Origin of the sequence: Tsukamurella sp. NPDC003166, assembly GCF_040611135.1 — a bacterium.
Taxonomy (GTDB): Bacteria; Actinomycetota; Actinomycetes; order Mycobacteriales; family Mycobacteriaceae; genus Tsukamurella.
The window spans coordinates 52,185-69,141 of record NZ_JBEXNL010000019.1; the positions used below are offsets into that span (position 1 = coordinate 52,185).

At 70.7% G+C, this 16,957-nt stretch carries 19 protein-coding genes and 1 tRNA gene; 8 read left to right on the top strand and 12 right to left on the bottom strand.

Annotated elements, in window-relative coordinates:
* Window positions 1–47: 47 nt before the first annotated feature.
* The 5 genes from ABZX10_RS18730 to glmU all read right to left on the bottom strand — a co-directional run bounded on the left by ABZX10_RS18730 (window position 48) and on the right by glmU (window position 5,103).
* Window positions 48–1,226: an NAD-dependent formate dehydrogenase gene (locus ABZX10_RS18730; RefSeq protein WP_355543263.1), complete on the bottom strand. Its 1,179-nt coding sequence runs from the start codon at window positions 1,224–1,226 to the stop codon at window positions 48–50.
* A 134-nt stretch (window positions 1,227–1,360) separates the two neighbouring features.
* Window positions 1,361–2,248 (bottom strand): LysR family transcriptional regulator, encoded by an 888-nt coding sequence (locus ABZX10_RS18735; RefSeq protein WP_355543266.1) that lies wholly within the window; start codon window positions 2,246–2,248, stop codon window positions 1,361–1,363.
* A 9-nt stretch (window positions 2,249–2,257) separates the two neighbouring features.
* Window positions 2,258–2,599, bottom strand: a complete 342-nt coding sequence (arsC, locus tag ABZX10_RS18740) for an arsenate reductase (glutaredoxin) (RefSeq protein WP_355543269.1) — start codon at window positions 2,597–2,599, stop codon at window positions 2,258–2,260.
* 78 nt (window positions 2,600–2,677) lie between these two features.
* Window positions 2,678–3,655 (bottom strand): ribose-phosphate diphosphokinase, encoded by a 978-nt coding sequence (locus ABZX10_RS18745; protein WP_068574924.1) that lies wholly within the window; start codon window positions 3,653–3,655, stop codon window positions 2,678–2,680.
* Window positions 3,652–5,103 carry a bifunctional UDP-N-acetylglucosamine diphosphorylase/glucosamine-1-phosphate N-acetyltransferase GlmU gene (gene glmU, locus ABZX10_RS18750; RefSeq protein ID WP_355543273.1) on the bottom strand — a complete coding sequence of 484 codons (1,452 nt, stop codon included), beginning with the start codon at window positions 5,101–5,103 and terminating at the stop codon, window positions 3,652–3,654. Before glmU ends, ABZX10_RS18745 begins: the two co-directional genes overlap by 4 nt.
* Before the next feature lie 132 nt (window positions 5,104–5,235).
* Between glmU and ABZX10_RS18755 the strand changes: the two genes are divergently transcribed.
* Window positions 5,236–5,307 (top strand) — tRNA-Gln (locus ABZX10_RS18755).
* Between the two features lie 7 nt (window positions 5,308–5,314).
* Here ABZX10_RS18755 and ABZX10_RS18760 read toward each other — a convergent pair.
* Window positions 5,315–5,761: a pyrimidine dimer DNA glycosylase/endonuclease V gene (locus ABZX10_RS18760; RefSeq protein ID WP_355543276.1), complete on the bottom strand. Its 447-nt coding sequence runs from the start codon at window positions 5,759–5,761 to the stop codon at window positions 5,315–5,317.
* A 197-nt stretch (window positions 5,762–5,958) separates the two neighbouring features.
* Here ABZX10_RS18760 and ABZX10_RS18765 point away from each other — a divergent pair, with 197 nt between their 5' ends.
* Window positions 5,959–6,351, top strand: coding sequence for a hypothetical protein (locus ABZX10_RS18765; protein WP_355543279.1), 393 nt, complete (start codon window positions 5,959–5,961; stop codon window positions 6,349–6,351).
* Between the two features lie 58 nt (window positions 6,352–6,409).
* Here the strand turns inward: ABZX10_RS18765 and ABZX10_RS18770 are convergent, their stop codons facing one another.
* A complete protein-coding gene (locus ABZX10_RS18770) occupies window positions 6,410–6,628 on the bottom strand; it encodes a hypothetical protein (RefSeq protein ID WP_355543282.1) in 219 nt (72 codons plus the stop codon).
* 232 nt (window positions 6,629–6,860) lie between these two features.
* On the opposite strand from ABZX10_RS18770, the gene ABZX10_RS18775 reads away from it, so the two are divergent.
* The 5 genes from ABZX10_RS18775 to ABZX10_RS18795 all read left to right on the top strand — a co-directional run bounded on the left by ABZX10_RS18775 (window position 6,861) and on the right by ABZX10_RS18795 (window position 9,029).
* Complete coding sequence (locus tag ABZX10_RS18775; RefSeq protein WP_355543285.1) at window positions 6,861–7,022, top strand: hypothetical protein; 162 nt, start codon at window positions 6,861–6,863, stop codon at window positions 7,020–7,022.
* Window positions 7,023–7,065: 43 nt separating this feature from the next.
* Window positions 7,066–7,275 (top strand): CsbD family protein, encoded by a 210-nt coding sequence (locus tag ABZX10_RS18780; protein WP_355543288.1) that lies wholly within the window; start codon window positions 7,066–7,068, stop codon window positions 7,273–7,275.
* Window positions 7,276–7,310: 35 nt separating this feature from the next.
* Window positions 7,311–8,186 (top strand): DoxX family protein, encoded by an 876-nt coding sequence (locus ABZX10_RS18785; RefSeq protein ID WP_355543291.1) that lies wholly within the window; start codon window positions 7,311–7,313, stop codon window positions 8,184–8,186.
* 55 nt (window positions 8,187–8,241) lie between these two features.
* Entirely contained in the window at window positions 8,242–8,583 is a 342-nt protein-coding gene (locus tag ABZX10_RS18790) for a hypothetical protein (RefSeq protein ID WP_355543294.1), read from the top strand.
* Between the two features lie 143 nt (window positions 8,584–8,726).
* Window positions 8,727–9,029 (top strand): MerR family transcriptional regulator, encoded by a 303-nt coding sequence (locus ABZX10_RS18795; RefSeq protein WP_355543297.1) that lies wholly within the window; start codon window positions 8,727–8,729, stop codon window positions 9,027–9,029.
* Window positions 9,030–9,033: 4 nt separating this feature from the next.
* On the opposite strand, the gene ABZX10_RS18800 is transcribed toward ABZX10_RS18795, so the two are convergent.
* From ABZX10_RS18800 to mfd, 3 genes are read right to left on the bottom strand one after another with little or no spacing between them, the layout of a single operon-like run.
* The gene (locus ABZX10_RS18800) at window positions 9,034–9,762 is read right to left on the bottom strand and encodes a lytic murein transglycosylase (protein ID WP_355543300.1); all 729 of its coding nucleotides are present in this window, start codon (window positions 9,760–9,762) and stop codon (window positions 9,034–9,036) included.
* A gap of 45 nt (window positions 9,763–9,807) precedes the next feature.
* Window positions 9,808–10,788, bottom strand: a complete 981-nt coding sequence (locus ABZX10_RS18805; RefSeq protein WP_355543303.1) for a MazG family protein — start codon at window positions 10,786–10,788, stop codon at window positions 9,808–9,810.
* Window positions 10,785–14,369: a transcription-repair coupling factor gene (mfd, locus tag ABZX10_RS18810; protein WP_355543373.1), complete on the bottom strand. Its 3,585-nt coding sequence runs from the start codon at window positions 14,367–14,369 to the stop codon at window positions 10,785–10,787. The genes ABZX10_RS18805 and mfd overlap by 4 nt, the downstream gene beginning before the upstream one ends.
* Before the next feature lie 152 nt (window positions 14,370–14,521).
* Between mfd and ABZX10_RS18815 the strand changes: the two genes are divergently transcribed.
* A complete protein-coding gene (locus tag ABZX10_RS18815; protein ID WP_355543307.1) occupies window positions 14,522–15,952 on the top strand; it encodes a lipase family protein in 1,431 nt (476 codons plus the stop codon).
* On the opposite strand, the gene ABZX10_RS18820 is transcribed toward ABZX10_RS18815, so the two are convergent.
* Both ABZX10_RS18820 and ABZX10_RS18825 read right to left on the bottom strand, forming a co-directional pair.
* Entirely contained in the window at window positions 15,953–16,267 is a 315-nt protein-coding gene (locus tag ABZX10_RS18820; protein WP_355543310.1) for an AzlD domain-containing protein, read from the bottom strand.
* Complete coding sequence (locus tag ABZX10_RS18825; protein WP_355543313.1) at window positions 16,264–16,941, bottom strand: AzlC family ABC transporter permease; 678 nt, start codon at window positions 16,939–16,941, stop codon at window positions 16,264–16,266. Before ABZX10_RS18825 ends, ABZX10_RS18820 begins: the two co-directional genes overlap by 4 nt.
* Between the last annotated feature and the right edge of the window lie 16 nt (window positions 16,942–16,957).

Below are 16,957 nucleotides of genomic sequence, written 5' to 3' on the forward strand. Positions count from 1 at the left end.
CCGGCGCCCCGTCGGACGACGCCGAGGCGCGCGCACCGTCGAACCGGTCAGACCTTCGCGCCGGGGCTGGCGGAACCGTCCGAGGTGTACGAGCTCGCGCCCACCCCGGCCAGCGCACCGCCGTCCACGATGAGGTACTCGTCGCGGATCGCGGACCCGGCGAAGAAGTCCTCGAGGATCTCGCGCGTGCCCGCGGCGTACCGGGCCTGCGCGGAGAGGGTGGTGCCGGAGACGTGCGGGGTCATCGCGTGGTTCGGCATGGTGCGCCACGGGTGGTCGACGGCCGGCGGCTGCGGGAACCAGACGTCGCCGGCGTATCCGGCGAGCTGCCCGGACTCGAGCGCCGCGACGATGTCGTCGCGGACCACGATCTCGGCGCGGGCCGTGTTGACGATGTACGAGCCGCGGCGCATCGTCGCCAGCAACTCGGCGTCGAACATGTGGTAGGTCTTCGGGTGCAGCGGCGCGTGGATGTCGACGACGTCCACCGAGCGGACCAGCGACTCGACCGACTCGTGGTAGGTCAGGTTCAGCTCCTGCTCGAGATCCAGCGGCAGGCGGCGGGTGTCGAAGTAGTGCAGCCGCACGCCGAAGGGCGCGAGGCGGCGCATCACGGCCTGGCCGATCCGGCCGGCGGCGATGATGGCGACGTCCATGCCCTCGAGGTCGTAGGCGCGCTCGACGCAGTCGGCGATGTTCCACCCGCCCTCGATGACCCACTTGTACGACGGCACGAAGTTGCGGACCAGCGTGAGGATCTGCATGACGGCGTGCTCGGCGACGCTGATCGAATTGCTGTAGGTGACCTCGGCGACGGTGATCCCGGCCTTGATCGCGGCGTCGAGATCGACGTGGTCGGAGCCGATGCCGGCGGTGAGTGCGAGCTTGAGGTTGGGCGCCTTCGCGATCCGCTCCGCGGACAGGTAGGCGGGCCAGAAGGGCTGCGAGATGACCACCTCGGCCTCGGCCAGGTGCCGCTCGAACTCCGGGCCGTCCTTCTCGGCGGTCACGATCAGCTCGTGGCCGGCGGCCTCCAGATACTTCCGCAGGCCGAGCTCGCCGGACACACAGCCGAGCAGCTCACCGGGCGTGAAGTCGATGGCGGCGGGGGACGGGATGCTCTGGCCGCCGGGATAGGCCTCGATCAGTGGGATGGAGTCGCGGGCGTACTCGGGCGGGTAACCGGTGACCGGGTCCGGGTACAGTACACACAGAATCTTCGCCATGATCGCTCCTCGAATAGTTGAGGGGGAGAATTGCTTTCGTCCCTCTGCAACCACTCTCCCGCGAGTTCCGGGGGCGCGTCCAATACCGGGATCCGCTCGGCCGATAGGCGCCGCCGATCACCGCTGATCGGGGCTCACTCGTGGCGGCGCGCGCTCTCCGCGAGGGCCCGCGCGAGCACCGACTCCGGCTCGCCCGCGCCGCGCACGAGCGCCACCGGGGTCGCGAGCGCGTCCGCATCCTCGAGCTCCACGGTCCGCGTGCCCGACGGTGCGCGGTAGGTCGCGATCCACGCGCGGGGCACGATCGACGCCCATCGTCCGGCGCCGACCATCGCGAGGAGCGTGGCGACCGAGTCGGCCTCGAGGCGCGGCGACAGCCGCACCCCGTGCGCGCGGGCGGCACCGTCGACGAGGTCCCGGCCGTGCATGCCCTCGTGCAGCAGGCACATCGGCAGCTGCGCCGCATCCGCCCAGGCGAGGGGACCGTCACCGTCGGGGAGGAGGTCCTCGCGGGCGATGAGGGCGAGCCGGTCGGTGTAGAGGGTTGTGACGGACAGCCCGTCGGTGTCGACCCCGTCCGGGTAGACGATGCCGGCGTCGAGCTCGAACCGGCGGATCCGCTCGACGATGTCGGCGGAGCGCAACCCCGCCCGCACCCGGATCCGCACGAGCGGGTGGGCGGCGCAGAGCGGGTCGGTGAGCAGGGCGGCCGAGGTCGCGGCGGCGGGGATCACACCGATCGTGAGCTCGCCGGTGAGTCCTGTGCGCAGCGCTGTGACCTCGTGCTCGAGGGCGTCGCGGTCCGCGAGGATCCGGCGGGCCCAGGGCACGAGCCGCTCGCCCTCCGGGGTCAGGCCCTCGAAGGAGGAGCCGCGCAGCACCAGTGGCACCTTCAGCTCGCGCTCGAGCTTGCGGATGGCCTCGGACAGTGCCGGCTGCGAGACGTAGCAGGCACTCGCGGCGCGGGCGAAGTGCTGCTCGCGGGCGAGGGCGACGAAGTACTCGAGCTGCCGGAAGAGCATTTCCCGGCGCTACAGGATCTCGTCGACGGCCTCGGTGGGGCGGGCCATGCGCGTGCCCTTCGCCGTCACCACGAAGGGCCGTTCGATGAGGCGAGGATGCGTGAGCATCGCGTCGAGCAGGGCGTCGTCGGTGGCGTCCGCCAGGCCGAGCTCCTTGTACTCCGCCTCGCGCGTGCGGACGGCCTGCCGGACCGTGAGCCCGGCGTCGTCGATCAGCTTCCTCAGCTCCGCTTTGGACGGGACCTGATCGAGATACTTGACCACCGTCACCGTCGCCCCCGCCTCCTGCAGGCGGGCGAGCGCCTGGCGGGACTTGCTGCACTTCGGGTTGTGGTAGATCGTCGCGTCCATACCGGCCAATCTAGTCCGCGACGAACAGGGCGGCGGCCACCGGGATGACCCCGTGACCGCCGCCCTGACGCGTGACTTCTAAGCGTTGCCGTTGAAAAGGCTCGTCACGGAGCCGTTCTCGAATACCTCGCGGATCGTGCGGGCCAGCAGCGGTGCGATCGGGAGCACGGTGAGGTTCTCGAAGTGCTTCTCCGGCGGGATCGGCAGCGTGTTGGTGGCGATCACCTCGCGCGCGCCGCAGTTCGCGAGCCGCTCGGTGGCGGGCTCGGAGAAGACACCGTGCGTGGTCGCGATGATCACGTCCTTCGCGCCGGCCTCCTTGAGCACGCCCACGGCACCGGCGATGGTGCCGCCGGTGTCGATCATGTCGTCAATCAGGACGCAGGTGCGGCCGGCGACATCGCCGACGACGCGGTTGCTCTTGACCTGGTTCGCCACGTTCGGGTCGCGCGTCTTGTGCACGAATGCCAGCGGCGCACCGTCGAGGGCGTCGGCCCACTTCTCGCCCACCTTGACGCGACCGGCGTCGGGGGAGACGACCACCATGTTCTCCGTGCCGTAGTGCTCGCGCACGTAGTCGGCCAGCATCGTCTGCGCGTGCATGTGGTCGACGGGACCGTCGAAGAAGCCCTGGATCTGATCGGTGTGCAGGTCGACCGTGATGATCCGGTCGGCGCCCGCGGTCTTGAACAGGTCCGCGACCAGGCGGGCCGAGATGGGCTCGCGGCCGCGGTGCTTCTTGTCCTGGCGGGCGTAGGGGTAGAAGGGGAGCACCGCGGTGATCCGCTTCGCCGAGCCGCGCTTGAGCGCGTCGATCATGATCAGCGTCTCCATGATCCACTGATTGACCGGGTACGGGGCGCTCTGCAGGACGAACGCGTCGCTGCCGCGCACGGACTCCTCGAAGCGCACGAAGATCTCGCCGTTGGCGAAATCGCGTGCCGTCTGCGGCGTGACCTCGATACCGAGCTCGTCGGCGACCTGCTGCGCCAGCTCGGGGTGGGCACGACCCGCGAACAGCATCAGGTTCTTCTGGTTATCGATCCAGTTGCTCACTGCTCGTCAATCCTCGCGATAGCCTGCTGGGCCGCGTCCGCCGAGCTCGTGCCCGGGCGTTTGTGCAGTACCCAATCCTCGATGTTGCGCTGATCCGCGGCGGACACCGCAAGGGCTCCCGGTGGCACGTCGCGCTTGATCACGGTACCCGCTCCCGTGTACGCGCCGTCGCCGACCTCCACCGGGGCGATGAGCATCGTGTCGGATCCCACCCGCACGTGGTCGCCGATCACCGTTCGGTGTTTGTTCACCCCGTCGTAATTCACCGTCACCGTGGCGCAGCCGATGTTGCTGCCCTCGCCGATCGTGGCGTCGCCGACGTAGCTCAGGTGCGGGATCTTGCTGCCGGCACCGATCTGCGCGTTCTTGGTCTCGGCGAACGCCCCGATCTTGCCCTTCGGCCCGAGATCCGTGTTCGGCCGCAGGTAGCTGAAGGGCCCGACGGTGGCGTTCTCCCGGATCACCGACAGGTGCACCTCACTGCGGAGCACGGTCGCGCCGGCGCCGACCTCGGTGTCGACGAGGGTGGTGTCGGGCCCGATCACGGCGTCCTCGGCGATGACGGTGGCGCCCCGCAGGTGCGTGCCCGGTTCGATGGTGACGTCCTGTGCGATCTCGACGTCGATGTCGATGTACGTGCTGTCCGGGTCGACGACGGTGACCCCGGCCAGCTGGTGCCGCTCGACGATCCGCCGGTTCATCTCCCGGCCGAGCTGCGAGAGCTGGATCCGGTCGTTGCAGCCGGCCACGAGCATCTCGTCGCCGACGTGGTCGCCGCGGACGAGCTGGCCCGCGGAGCGCGCGATGCCGATCACGTCCGTGAGGTACAGCTCGCCCTGCGAGTTGTCCGGCCGGAGCTGCGCGAGCGCGGCGACCAGGTGGACATGGTCGAAGGCGTACACGCCGGAGTTGATCTCGGTGATCGCGAGTTGTTCCGGCGTGGCGTCCTTCTGCTCGACGATCTGCGTGACCTGGCCGTCCTGCGTGCGCAGGACCCTGCCGTAGCCGGTGGGATCCGCGACGGCCGTGGTCAGCACGGTGACCGCGGCGCCGGCGCCGTCGGTGTGGGTGTCCAGGAGCTCCTGCAGCGTCGTGGTGTCGAGGAGCGGCACGTCCGCGGCCGTCACGACGACGGTGCCCGCGAAGTCGTCCGGCAGCGCGCCGAGGCCGGCCTGCACGGCGTCGCCGGTGCCGCGCTGCTGCTCCTGCACCGCGACGAGGATCGCGTGGTCCAGCTCGTCCGCGGTGCCGAGCGCGGCCTCCGACACGCGGTCGCGATCGTGGCCCACGACCACGACGAGATGGTCCGGCCGCGTGCCCGCGGCCGCGTGCAGGGCGTGCCCCAGCAGGGTGCGCCCGGCGATCGTGTGCAGCACCTTCGGGGTCTTCGACCGCATCCGCGTTCCCGCGCCCGCGGCGAGGATCACCACCGCTGTACCGTTCGCCATCCATGCTCCTGGGGTCTCGTGCCGTGTCGTACTTCCGCGTCGAGCGTCGGGTGCGATCCTACGAGAGCCGACGTCGGGCGCGGTCCATGGCACAATGCTGGGCGACGGTTCCGAATCGCATGTCGGTCCCGGTCTCCCGTGGTGTAATCGGCAACACTTCTGATTTTGGTTCAGACATTTCAGGTTCGAGTCCTGGCGGGAGAGCAGACTTTCAGGTTCCAGCGGGTCGCGCGCGTTCCCAGCTCTCGACGTCGCCCGGCACGGCCCGGAAGTCCGGGTGCGGATCCGGTCGTTCGACGGTGCGCCATCGTGCCGCCACGTCCGGGTTGCGGACCTCGAGCTTCGCCATCAGATGCGCCCATTCCAGGTCCAGCTGGCCGACGGTGACGTCGATTCTGGCGACCCGGCCACCGGGTGCATCGATGCGGGTGCGGTCGAATGTGTAGCCCCGCGCGTCGGCCTCGTCGGCGATCGCGGCCAGGTAGGAGCCGACAGCGACGAGAGGTTGCGGCGTCGCGCGGAACCGCTCGAGCTGCGGGTGCTGTGTGTAGCCCTTCGTTCGGCCGGCCAGCACGGCCTGCGCGAGTAGCGTCTCGCGCCAGCATGCGACGAGCGCCTGCCGGTCGAGGTAACGCGGGTGCACGGACCAGATCCTCATCGCTACACCGTATGCCCGCTGAGATGTCGCGGCCCGCGGCGCCCGCACCGCGGCACGCCGTATCGGCGCCGCCTGGGGCGACAGCTCGGCGCTCGATCCGGATCACCCGCGGGGCGGTGCGGGTGAAACGTCCGGAATGTCCCCGGAGGCAACTCGGGTGCAAGGCCGGCGCAAGCGCGTGGTGGCGCAATGGCGTCATGAATCCTGAGCAGTCGTACCCGCAGAACGGCCTTCCCCAGCAGTCGTACCCGAACCAGCAGTACCCGCAACAGCCGTACTCGAATCAGCAGTACGTGCAGCAGCCGTACCCGCCGCGGCACTACCCGAATCCACCGCAGGGGCCCGTGTTCCAGGCGAAGTTCCGCAAGCACACCGGAATGATCATCCTGGCGCAGTGGCAGGACTCGTATGTCACCGGTTCGTACGCCGACGTGCGTGCGGCGTACCGGGCCGCGCAGACGCACAACTTGCTCGCGGGCTGGTGGGGTCTGATCTCGTTACTGGTCTACAACTGGATCGCCCTCATCGGCAACACGTCCGAGATGGGCCGGATCAAGCAGCAGGCGCGGGCCGCCGGACTCGAGGTCTAGCGGCCCGCGCCCCGGCGGGACGGTGACGCGGAAGGGGAGCCGCGTCACCGTCGGGTCGTCAGTTGGGAACCTCCCAGTCGTATCCGGTGCCGCTGCTCGTCTGGACGCATCGAACAGCGGTGCCCTGTACGTCCGTGGCGTCGCGTCCCTCCTGGGACGCGCTGCACGAGTGGTACATGTGCACGCCCGAGTCGGCGGAGGCGATGGCGGGGGTGAAGGCGGCGGCGGAGAGGGCGAGGAATCCGGCGGCGGCGAGGGTCTTTCGGCTGATGTTCATGGTTCGACGATGCGCCGCGAACCTGTCAGTCGGTTGTCAGGCGCATGCGGCTGTGCTGGCAATGTTCGCCCGACGTTTCCCTGACATCTGCAAGGGCTCTTCTCGCTGGTGGGGGCGTCGATGGACGCCCTCCGGTCGCGCTGGTTCCTCGCTGACCCGTTGACAAAAATCGTTCACACCCATAGCGTGAAATCTGCTCGACATGACATAGATTTTCGGACGGGAGTGAGAGATGACTGAACATCGCGCCACGACAGCGGGCCCGGTCGAGTCGGCTCCGCCCCTCGTCCTGCATCCGCGTAGCGGGGTCGTGATCGGCGTCCTGCTCGTGCTCACCCTGGGGCTGATGCTCGTGCTCCTGATCGTGGGCATGCCGGGCGCGCCGGTCGGCTGACCGTCGAGCATTCGCAACGGACGACCTATCGAAGGAGACACCCATGAGCTTCAGCGATGACGCCAAGAACAAGGCACAGGACATCAAGGGACGGGCCAAGGAGGCTGCGGGCTCAGCGCTCGACGACCAGGACCTCAAGAACGAGGGCCGCGGCGACCAGGCCGAGGCGTCGGTGAAGGACAAGATCGCCGGCGTCGCCGACAAGGTCAAGGAGGGTGTCGACGAGGTGAAGGACAAGCTCTCCGGCAACTGACCGCGGCCCGTGCACCACGACGATGGGAGTTGGACATGATTCGACGGATCGCACGACCCCTGCTCGGGTCCGTGTTCGTCTACACCGGGTACACCGGCCTGACGAGCGATCCGGGGCGCAAGGCGGACACCGTCGCGCCGCTGGTCGACAAGGCCGTGGAAGCCCTGCCGGACTCGGCGGCCGTTCCCGCGAGCGCGCGGACCTGGCTGCGGATCAACTCGGGCGTCCAGCTCGGTGGCGGGCTTCTGCTCGCCACCGGTCGCGCTCCCCGCGCGGCGTCGCTGGCCCTTGCGGGCACGCTGGTGCCCGCAACGGTCGTCGACCATCCGTTCTGGCAGCAGAGCGACCCCGACGTGCGGCGCGAGCAGCAGTTGCACTTCGTCAAGAACCTCTCGTTGCTGGGCGGACTGCTCATCGCGGGTTTCGACACGGAGGGCAAGCCCGGTATGACGTGGCGTGCCCGCCGCGCGGCTCGGCACGCTTCGGAGCGGGTGTCGGAGACGGTCTCCGCGATCGCGCCGCACGGAACGAAACACGACGACGGGAACACCTGGCGCGACCGCGCGCACGTCGCACAGGAGTACGGCGAGCACGCGATCGAGCGGGCCAAGCCCGCGATCTCGGACGCGGTGGAGCGGGCCAGGCCGGCGATCTCCGACGCGGTCGACAAGGCCAAGCCTGCGATCACGGGCGCGGTGGATCGTGCTCGACCCGTTCTCGCCGACGCGGCGGACACGGCGTCGGACCTGCTCAGTGCTGCGGGCGAGCGGTTGCACACGCTGCGTGACGAGGCGTCCGACGAGGCCACGACGGCGGCACGGAGCGCCCGCCGGGCGGCGCCGGTCATCGTCGACCGTGCTCGAGCGCTCAAGGACGCCGCTGGTGCGGAACGCAGGCGTGCGATCGCGTAGTGTGAGGTGCCCGGCCTGATTCGGTCGGGGTAGGGCTACATGAATAGAGGTGCCCGTGCCCCGCAGGCCAGAGTTCACCGGGCGCTACGCGGACGCCCTGCACGCCCTTGAGGCGTCCACCGAGCGCCTTGCCCGGGCGGAGAACATCGGCGGGCAGTACGCCCTGCGTGTTGATTTCGAGCTCGGCCGCTACTTGCTCGCCACCAACACCGACGAGGTCGTCGGGCTCGCGGACGAGGACGCGGGCGCGCCGTGGCGGGTCCGGTTCTTCGACGGTGCGCTGACCGATGGTCCGTCGACCCTGGTGGCGGACAGGTCCGCGGCGTGGCTGATCGACGCCTACGACGCCGCGGCCGCGGACCTCCCACCCCTGGTGGAGCACCTGCCGCACAGCTGATCCGGCCCGCGCGCATCGGGTCGGATCAGCGGGTGGTCCGGCACGGACCGGTCGCGGGGATCTACAGTGTGGGGAGCAGATTTTCGCTCCCGCGTGGCGCACCGTCGACGATGCGGCGCGGAAGGGCCCGAAGGAGGAGTGCGATGACGGACTCGCATCGCGTGCGCTCCGACCTCGGCGTGTACAGCATCTCCGTTGCGTCGGAGCTGTCGGAGGTGGGCCTGCAGACGCTCCGGCTCTACGAACGGCGCAACCTCATCCGGCCGCACCGCACTGCGGGCGGCACGCGCCGCTACAGCGAGAACGACATCGCACGGATCCGGCGGATCACCGAGCTCGTCGCGACGGGTATCAACCTGCCCGGCGTCGACCGGATCCTCAGCCTCGAGGACGAGTGCGCGGACCTGCGGGCGCAGCTCGAGTCCTGCCGCGCGGGAGCCGAATAGCCTGCTACGGTTGGACGTTCACCGAGTACGCCGCCGCGGCGTCGCGGACGTCGAGCACGTACTTGCGGGATTGGTTGTAGACCATGACGGCCTTCTCCCACCCCGCCGCGGTGGTGAGGTCCTTTCCGGACACGCACAGGTACCGCGCGGCGGTCATCGAGGCGTCGTCGATGTTGTCGGGATCGGCCTTGCCGTCCCCGTTCGCGTCCACGCCGTACCGCGCCCAGGTCTCGGGAATGAACTGGAAGGGCCCCATCGCCGCGTCGTACTTCGCGTTCGGGCGGTGCGGATCGGTGCCGGTCGCCAGGATCTCCTGGTTGCCGTTCGTGCCGTCCAGCGGAACGCCGCGGATGGGTGGGGAGACCTGGCCGTTCGCCGCGACGGTGGCCCCGTGGTAGGTCCCGTGCTTGCTCTCGATGAACGCGATCCCGGCGAGCGTGGTCCAGGTGATGCCGCACTCGGGCGTGCGCTGGCGCAGTGCCTCGGCGGCGTTGCCGTAGGCCTCGAGGGAGATCACGGGGATCCCGGTGGCCACGCTGATCGGGGTGGCCCAGTCACGGAGGAGCTCGGCGGTGCGGCCCGGGCCGTTCACGTTGATCAGGGGCACCGGCGCGCCGGCCCCGGGCGGGATGCCCTGCGGGATCTCGGGGCGCGGGGAGATCACGCCGCAGGCGGCGAGCACCGTCGACGCGACGCCGACGACGAGCGCCGCACGCATGCGGGAACTGATCATGGAAGGCTGTGAACTCTCTTCGACTGCGGAAAATCGGACGCGTGGTCAACGCCCGGTTCGCGCCTCGGGGTTCCCGACGTGATCGTCGTCCCAGGCGGCGACCCATGATTCTACCCCGCCCGCGGCCATCGCAGTCTCGGCTGCGCGGACCCGGTCCATGAACGCGAGCACGCGCTGCCGGTAGTCCAGTTCGAAGGCCGCGTCCGGCCGCTCGGGGTCGACGGTGACCGTGCGCACGTCCTCGGGGACCAGTTCGGCGGGGAAGCCGACGGTGCGCAGCCGCTCGAAGACCTTCGCGACCAGTGCCAACGCGGGCTGGCTCAGCGAGATCGAGTCGAGCACGGAGCCCCGCTCGCCGCGCTCCAGCCGCTTCTGGCGTTCCCAGTTCTCGGCCTGCGTCGCGACGTCGACCGCGGCACCGTCGGCGAGGTGCGGCGTGCGCCTGCGCACCTTGGCGGCCAGGGTGCGGGCCACGTCGTCGATGCCGAAGGGATGCGCACCGTCCTCGGCGATCCGGGCGTGGAAGACCACCTGCAGCAGCAGGTCGCCGAGCTCGCTGCGCAGCTCCGCGGCAGCCCGCGCCGCGGCCTCTTCGTCGGCCTCGGCCTCGGAATCGTCGAGCGCGGCGACGGCGTCCGCCACCTCGTAGGTCTCCTCCACGAGGTAGCGCAGCAGGCCGGCATGGGTCTGCTCGGACTCCCAGGGCCCCTCGCGCCGCAGCCGGTCGATCAGCGCGACGGTGTCGAGCACTGCCAGCCCTGCAGGCTCCGGCGCCGCGATCACGTCGGCGCCCGCCGCCCGGAGCGCGATCGCGGCGGGGTGCCCGGAGTCGGAGGTGAGCACCGTGGCCCCCGGCGGAACGTCCGCGCCGAGCACGGGGTGCCCGTCGGGCAGGTGCCACGCGAGCCTGACGGGCAGCTCCTCCGTGTAGTGCACGGGCCCGGTCAGCCGGTCGAGCGCCGCCACCGGCAGCAGGGTGGGCAGCGCGGGGTTCACCACGACGACGGTGCCGCGCCCGCCGCTCATACCGGGGCCCCGGACGTCGCCTCGACGCGCGGCGGCTGGTCGAGCCGCCAGTAGCCGGCTCCCTTGCCCGCCATCGCGGCGAGGAAGTCGGCGACGGCCTGGAGGACCTCGATGTCACGCACCCGGTCGCTGCCCACGCCGCCACCGCCGACGCGCGGCAGCGGGAAGGTGACGGTGCGCGTCGCGGCGCGGTAGGACCCGCCGGGGTAGAGGCGCTTCAGGCGCATCTGCTGCGAGTCGAGCAGTTCCATCGGGGAGACGCGCAGGTTGGTGCCGGTCACGATGATCTCGGTGACGCCGGCGGCGCGCGCCAGCGATCGCAGGCGGGCGATCGCGGCGAGCCTGTCCACCTCGACGGGCGGCGGGCCGTAGCGGTCGGTGAGCTCGGTGAGCACCTCGGCGACGGCCGCATCGTCGTGCGCCGCAGCCAGTTTGCGGTAGGCCTCGAGGCGGAGCCGGTCGCTGGTGACGTAGTCGGGCGGGATGTGCGCGTCCACCGGCAGGTCGATACGCACCTCCTTCTGCTCCTCCTCGATGACGATGGGCTTACCGTCCGCCGCGGCGCGATAGGCCTCCACGGCCTCGCCGACGAGCCGCACGTACAGGTCGAAGCCGACCCCGGCGACGTGGCCGGACTGCTCGGCGCCCAACACGTTTCCGGCGCCGCGGATCTCGAGGTCCTTCATCGCCACCGCCATGCCCGCACCGAGGTCGTTGTTCTGCGCGATGGTCGCGAGGCGGTCGTACGCGGTCTCGGTGAGCGGCTTCTCCGACGGGTAGAGGAAGTAGGCGTAGCCGCGCTCGCGGGAGCGGCCCACCCGCCCGCGGAGCTGATGCAGTTGGGAGAGGCCGAGATTCTCGGCGCGCTCCACGATGAGCGTGTTCGCGTTCGAGATGTCCAGGCCCGTCTCGACGATCGTGGTGCACACCAGCACGTCGAACTCGCGGTTCCAGAACCCCTGCACGGTGCTCTCGAGAGCCTCCTCGCCCATCTGGCCGTGCGCGACCACGACGCGCGCCTCGGGGACCATGTCGCGGATGTGCTTGGCGGCGCGGTCGATCGAGCTGACCCGGTTGTGCACGTAGAACACCTGGCCGTCGCGCAGCAGCTCGCGCCGGATCGCCGCAGCCACCTGCTTGTCGTCGTACGCGCCCACGTAGGTCAGCACCGGATGGCGCTCCTCGGGCGGGGTGAGGATCGTCGACATCTCGCGGATGCCGGCCATGCTCATCTCCAGCGTGCGGGGGATCGGCGTGGCGCTCATCGTGAGCACATCGACGTTGGTGCGCAGCGCCTTGATGTGCTCCTTGTGCTCGACGCCGAAGCGCTGCTCCTCGTCGACCACCACGAGCCCCAGGTCCTTCCACCGCACGCCGGTCTGCAGCAGCCGGTGCGTGCCCACCACCACGTCGACGCTGCCATCGGCGAGGCCCTCCAGCACGGCACGCGTCTCGAGCTTGTCGGTGAACCGGGACAGGCCCTTCACGGTGACGGGGAAGCCCTGCATCCGCTCCTCGAAGGTCTTCAGGTGCTGCTGCGCGAGCAGGGTGGTCGGCACCAGCACCGCGACCTGCTTGCCGTCCTGCACGGCCTTGAAGGCGGCGCGGACGGCGATCTCGGTCTTGCCGTACCCGACGTCGCCGATGACGACGCGGTCCATCGGGACGGCCTTCTCCATGTCGGCCTTCACGTCGCTGATCACCGTCATCTGGTCGACGGTCTCGGTGAACGGGAAGGCGTCCTCCATCTCCCGCTGCCACGGGGAGTCGGGCGCGAAGGCGTGGCCGGGCGCGGCGTTGCGGGCCGCGTAGAGCTGCACCAGCTCGCCCGCGATCTCGCGGACGGCCTTGCGCGCCTTACGCTTGGTGTTCTGCCAATCACTGCCGCCCATCTTCGACAGCGCCGGCATCTCGCCGCCCACGTAGCGGGAGAGCTGATCCAGCGATTCCATCGGGACGAACAGCTTGTCGCCCGGCTGGCCGCGCTTGCCCGGGGCGTACTCGATCACCAGGTACTCGCGCCGGGCGCCCGCGACGGTGCGCTCGATCATCTCGACGAACTTGCCGATGCCGTGCTCGTCGTGCACCACGAGGTCGCCCGCGGTGAGGGCCAGCGGGTCGACCTGGTTACGTCGCTTGGCCGGCAGCCGCCGTCCGTCGCCGACGCCGGCCACCCGGTTGCCGGTGAGGTCGGGCTCGGCGAGCAGGACGAGCTTCTTCGAAGGGATGGTCAGTCCGGTCTGCAGGCTGCCGCGCAGTACGCCGACGGTGCCGGCCGTCGGCGCGGCGCCCGCGTCGAGTTCGGTCGCCGGGACCTCCGCGTCGCGGAGGCGCTCGAGGATGCGGGTACGGGTTCCCTGGCCGGCCACCACGATCACGCCGCTGCCGCCGGACGCCGCGTGCGCACGCAGCGTGGCGAACAGCTTCTCCGCCTCCGCCTCGGACCCCCGTGGCGCGGGCGCGTGTTCGGCGCGAACGATCAGGTGGTCGTCGTCGGTCTCGGGACCGGCGGCCAGTGGGGAGACCGTCCACCAGGGCACGCCCCGTGCGGCGGCCGACTCCCGCACCTCGTCGAGGTCGCGATAGGCGCTGGCGCCCAGGTTCATTCCGCTCGGGTCCAGCGGCGCGGCCGAGCCGAGCGCGGCCGCGGTCCAGGAGGCCTCGAGGAACTCCTGCCCGGTGCGGCCGAGATCCGCGGCGCGGGTGCGGATCTTCTCCGGATCCAGGAGCAGGGTGTGCGCGTCGGCGGGCAGCACGTCGGTGAGCAGCTGCAGCTCGCCGGGGATGAGGGCGGGGATCAGGGCCTCCATGCCCTCGACGGGAATGCCCTGGGACAGCTTCTCGAGCATCTCCACGAGCGCCGCGTCGGCGGCGTGCTCCGCCTTGAGCTCCGCTGCCCGGTCGCGGACCTCGGCGGTGAGCAGCAGCTCGCGGCACGGGTAGACGTGCACGGTGCCGACCTCGATCTCGGGCTGCGAACGCTGATCCGCCACGGAGAAGGCGCGCAGGTCGGTGATCTCGTCGCCCCAGAATTCCACGCGCACGGGCAGATCGGTGGTCGTGGGGAAGACGTCCAGGATGCCGCCGCGCACGGCGAACTCGCCGCGCTTGCCCACCATGTCGACCCGCGTGTACGCCAGTTCGACCAATGTCTCGATGAGCTCGTCGAAGTCGTGCTCGACACCCTCCCGCAACGTGATCGACGGTGCGTCGCCCAGCCGCGGCGCCATCGGCTGCACCAGCGAGCGGACCGTCGCCACCACCGCGCGCAGCGGCTCGCCGTACTGCGCGTCGTCGGGATGCGCCAGGCGGCGCAGCACCTGCAGCCGCCGCCCGACGGTGTCTGCGCCGGGGGAGAGCCGCTCGTGCGGCAGCGTCTCCCAGCTGGGGAACTGGGCCACGGCACCGTCGGACAGCATCTCGCGGAGCTCGGAGGTCAGGTCGTCCGCCTCGCGCCCGGTGGCGGTGACGACGAGGACGGGCGCGCGGTCGGCGAGCGCGGAGACGAGGAAGGGGCGCGCACCGTCGACCGCGGTGACGGTGAGGTTCGGCCGGCCGGCCGCGGCGGCGAAGGCGGCGATGTCAGGGTCGGCGGCGACCGCCCTGGTCAGTCCGAAGAGAGCTGGGACATGCGTGGGGGCGGCGTTGGACACCCGACCAGTCTATGGGCGGGGTCCGACATCCCGACCCGGGCCTTGACGGGTGATGTGGGTCACCTTTATGTTTCCTGAGTATGGTGAATGAAACATCAGCGTTCCGGATGGGGATGCGAGGCGTCGCGGCGCTGATCAGCGCGATCGTCGTGGTCGCGACCGGCCTCGTCGCGACCCCCGCCGCTCAGGCGGTCCCGGCCATCGTCGAGCCCGCCCCGCCGGCGGACTCCTTCTACGACCGACCGGCCGACCTGGCATCGATGAAGCCGGGCGAGATCGTGCGGACTCGCACCACGTCGATCCGGTCGCTGCAGGTCATGCCGGTCAACGTGGACGCCTGGCAGCTCGCCTACCGGACCACGGGCATGGACGGTGCGCCGGACATGACGGTGACCACTGTGATGGTGCCTCGTGGCAAGAAGCCGACCAAGCTGCTGTCCTACCAGGCGGCCGCGGACTCGACCCTGCGGATCTGCCAGTCGTCGTACGCCGCGACCAAGGGCGGTCCGGTGGATCTCGCCGCGAAGGAGGGGCCGCTCACCTTCGGCATGCCCGCTGCCGAACTGCTGTTCGCGAATCTCGGCCTGCAGGAGGGCTGGGCGGTGTCCATGCCCGATCACGGCGGCGGCGACAACCGCTTCCTCACGCCCCGTCAGCCCGGCTGGGCGGTCCTGGACGGCATCCGCGCCGTCGAGAACTTCACGCGTCTCGGACTGAACGCCACGACGCCGGTCACGCTGTGGGGCTACTCGGGCGGCGCGATCGCCAGTAGCTGGACCATCGAGGAGCAACCCACCTACGCGCCCGAGCTGAACATCCGCGGTGCGGCCTTCGGTGCGCCGGAGCGCGACCTGGAGGCCTCGCTGCGGTCGGTGAACACGTCGCTGCTCGCGGGCCTGATCCCGCTCGCCCTCTCCTCGCTCGGTAAGGACTCCGAGGAGTTCCGGGTGGCGCTGGACAAGGTGCTCACGCCCGAGGGACGAGCGCGGGTCGACGCGACCCGCAGCCACTGCATGCCGCAGAACGTGGTCGCGAACCTGTGGTTCGACTACAACCGGATGCTCACCAAACCGGTGGATGAGGTACTCCGGATCCCGGTGATCGCCAGGACGATCCGTGAGCGTGGCGTCAGCGGCCGCGTCCCGACGGTGCCGGCCTACGTCTACAACGGGATCACCGAGGAGGTCGCGCCGATCACGGGCACCGACGAGCTGGTCAACTCGTACTGCAAGGGTGGTGAGTCGGTGACCTACCGCCGCGAGGAGTTCCCGCCGAACCCGGTCAAACAGCTCATGACCACGCACGGCACCGTCGTGGTGACCGGCGCGGGCGGCGCCTTCACCTGGCTCAAGGACCGGATGAACTCGACCGGGCCGGCCCCGTCGGGCTGTGACATCCGCAATGTCTTCAGCAGTGGCCTCGAACCCGCGGCGATCGCCACCTTCGGCCAGGCGGTCGGCACTATACTCTCTTCGCTGGTGGGTGCGCCGATCGGGACCGGGCCCCGGTAGTCAGCCCACGCCGAGCAGGCGCAGGCCTGCTGTGGTGCCGCCCGCTGCGAGAATGATCAGGGGGAGTGGCACCCGGCGCCAGGCGAGGATGCCCGCCACCGTGACTCCGCAGACCCGGGCGGCGCTGGCGAGGCCGTCCGCCTCGACGAAGGTCGAGGTCGCGGCGACCCCGGCCAGGAGGATCAGCGCGCAGAGGTCGACGGTGCGTCGGGCCGCCGGGCCCGGCTCGAACCTGCGGGCCATCACGGGGCCGGCGGCCCGCAGGGCGAGCGTGACGGCGGCGAGCGCCGCTCCGGCCCAGAGGACGCCGATCACGGCCAGGAACCCGTCGCGAGGCGGAGCACCGGGATGGCCGCCAGCGCGAGCACGGGCGCGAGTCCTGTGGGTGCCCACGGCGCGACGGCGAGTGCGAGGGCGGCGCCGACGAGCAGCGGGCGCCGCGTGTCGTCGGCGCGGAGCGCGGGCATGACGAGGGCGAGGATGACGGCGGGGAACACGGCGTCGAGCCCGAGGGACTCCGGGCGGATCACCGAACCCAGTGCCGCGCCGGCGGCGGCGCCGGTGGGCCAGGCCAGCGCGATGCCGGTGCCCGCGTATGTCAGCCCGCGTCGGCCCGAGGTCTCGTCCGGCTGCGCCAGCGCGAGGGCGACGGACTCGTCGTTGATGAGGTGGATGCGCGCGAAGCGCCCGGGGCCCGTTCCCAGGTAGGGTGCGGCGGCCAGGCCGTAAGGGAGGTGGCGGACGTTCACCATCGCACCGGCGGCGAACGCCAGCAACGGGGAGCCCCCTGCCGCGATCAGGCCGACGAAGAGCATCTCCGAGGACGCGGCCAACACCAGGATCGCGAGTAGCGGGGCGAACCACCAGGGCAGGCCCGCGGCGACCGCCTGCGCTCCGTACGCGAGGCCGACGCACAGCACCGCGACGGACAGCAGCGCCGCCGGCCGGAGTAGTGGATCCGTCCGCATCGTTCGCCACTTCGTACGCATGTCCAATAGGGTGAAC

What these genes read in the sequence shown, in the direction of transcription:
- ABZX10_RS18730 (WP_355543263.1), bottom strand. Translation starts at nt 1,226, where the DNA reads ATGGCGAAGATTCTGTGTGTACTGTACCCGGACCCGGTCACCGGTTAC.
- ABZX10_RS18735 (WP_355543266.1), bottom strand. Translation starts at nt 2,248, where the DNA reads ATGCTCTTCCGGCAGCTCGAGTACTTCGTCGCCCTCGCCCGCGAGCAG.
- arsC (WP_355543269.1), bottom strand. Translation starts at nt 2,599, where the DNA reads ATGGACGCGACGATCTACCACAACCCGAAGTGCAGCAAGTCCCGCCAG.
- glmU (WP_355543273.1), bottom strand. Translation starts at nt 5,103, where the DNA reads ATGGCGAACGGTACAGCGGTGGTGATCCTCGCCGCGGGCGCGGGAACG.
- ABZX10_RS18760 (WP_355543276.1), bottom strand. Translation starts at nt 5,761, where the DNA reads ATGAGGATCTGGTCCGTGCACCCGCGTTACCTCGACCGGCAGGCGCTC.
- ABZX10_RS18765 (WP_355543279.1), top strand. Translation starts at nt 5,959, where the DNA reads ATGAATCCTGAGCAGTCGTACCCGCAGAACGGCCTTCCCCAGCAGTCG.
- ABZX10_RS18770 (WP_355543282.1), bottom strand. Translation starts at nt 6,628, where the DNA reads ATGAACATCAGCCGAAAGACCCTCGCCGCCGCCGGATTCCTCGCCCTC.
- ABZX10_RS18775 (WP_355543285.1), top strand. Translation starts at nt 6,861, where the DNA reads ATGACTGAACATCGCGCCACGACAGCGGGCCCGGTCGAGTCGGCTCCG.
- ABZX10_RS18780 (WP_355543288.1), top strand. Translation starts at nt 7,066, where the DNA reads ATGAGCTTCAGCGATGACGCCAAGAACAAGGCACAGGACATCAAGGGA.
- ABZX10_RS18785 (WP_355543291.1), top strand. Translation starts at nt 7,311, where the DNA reads ATGATTCGACGGATCGCACGACCCCTGCTCGGGTCCGTGTTCGTCTAC.
- ABZX10_RS18795 (WP_355543297.1), top strand. Translation starts at nt 8,727, where the DNA reads ATGACGGACTCGCATCGCGTGCGCTCCGACCTCGGCGTGTACAGCATC.
- ABZX10_RS18800 (WP_355543300.1), bottom strand. Translation starts at nt 9,762, where the DNA reads ATGATCAGTTCCCGCATGCGTGCGGCGCTCGTCGTCGGCGTCGCGTCG.
- ABZX10_RS18805 (WP_355543303.1), bottom strand. Translation starts at nt 10,788, where the DNA reads ATGAGCGGCGGGCGCGGCACCGTCGTCGTGGTGAACCCCGCGCTGCCC.
- ABZX10_RS18815 (WP_355543307.1), top strand. Translation starts at nt 14,522, where the DNA reads ATGGTGAATGAAACATCAGCGTTCCGGATGGGGATGCGAGGCGTCGCG.
- ABZX10_RS18825 (WP_355543313.1), bottom strand. Translation starts at nt 16,941, where the DNA reads ATGCGTACGAAGTGGCGAACGATGCGGACGGATCCACTACTCCGGCCG.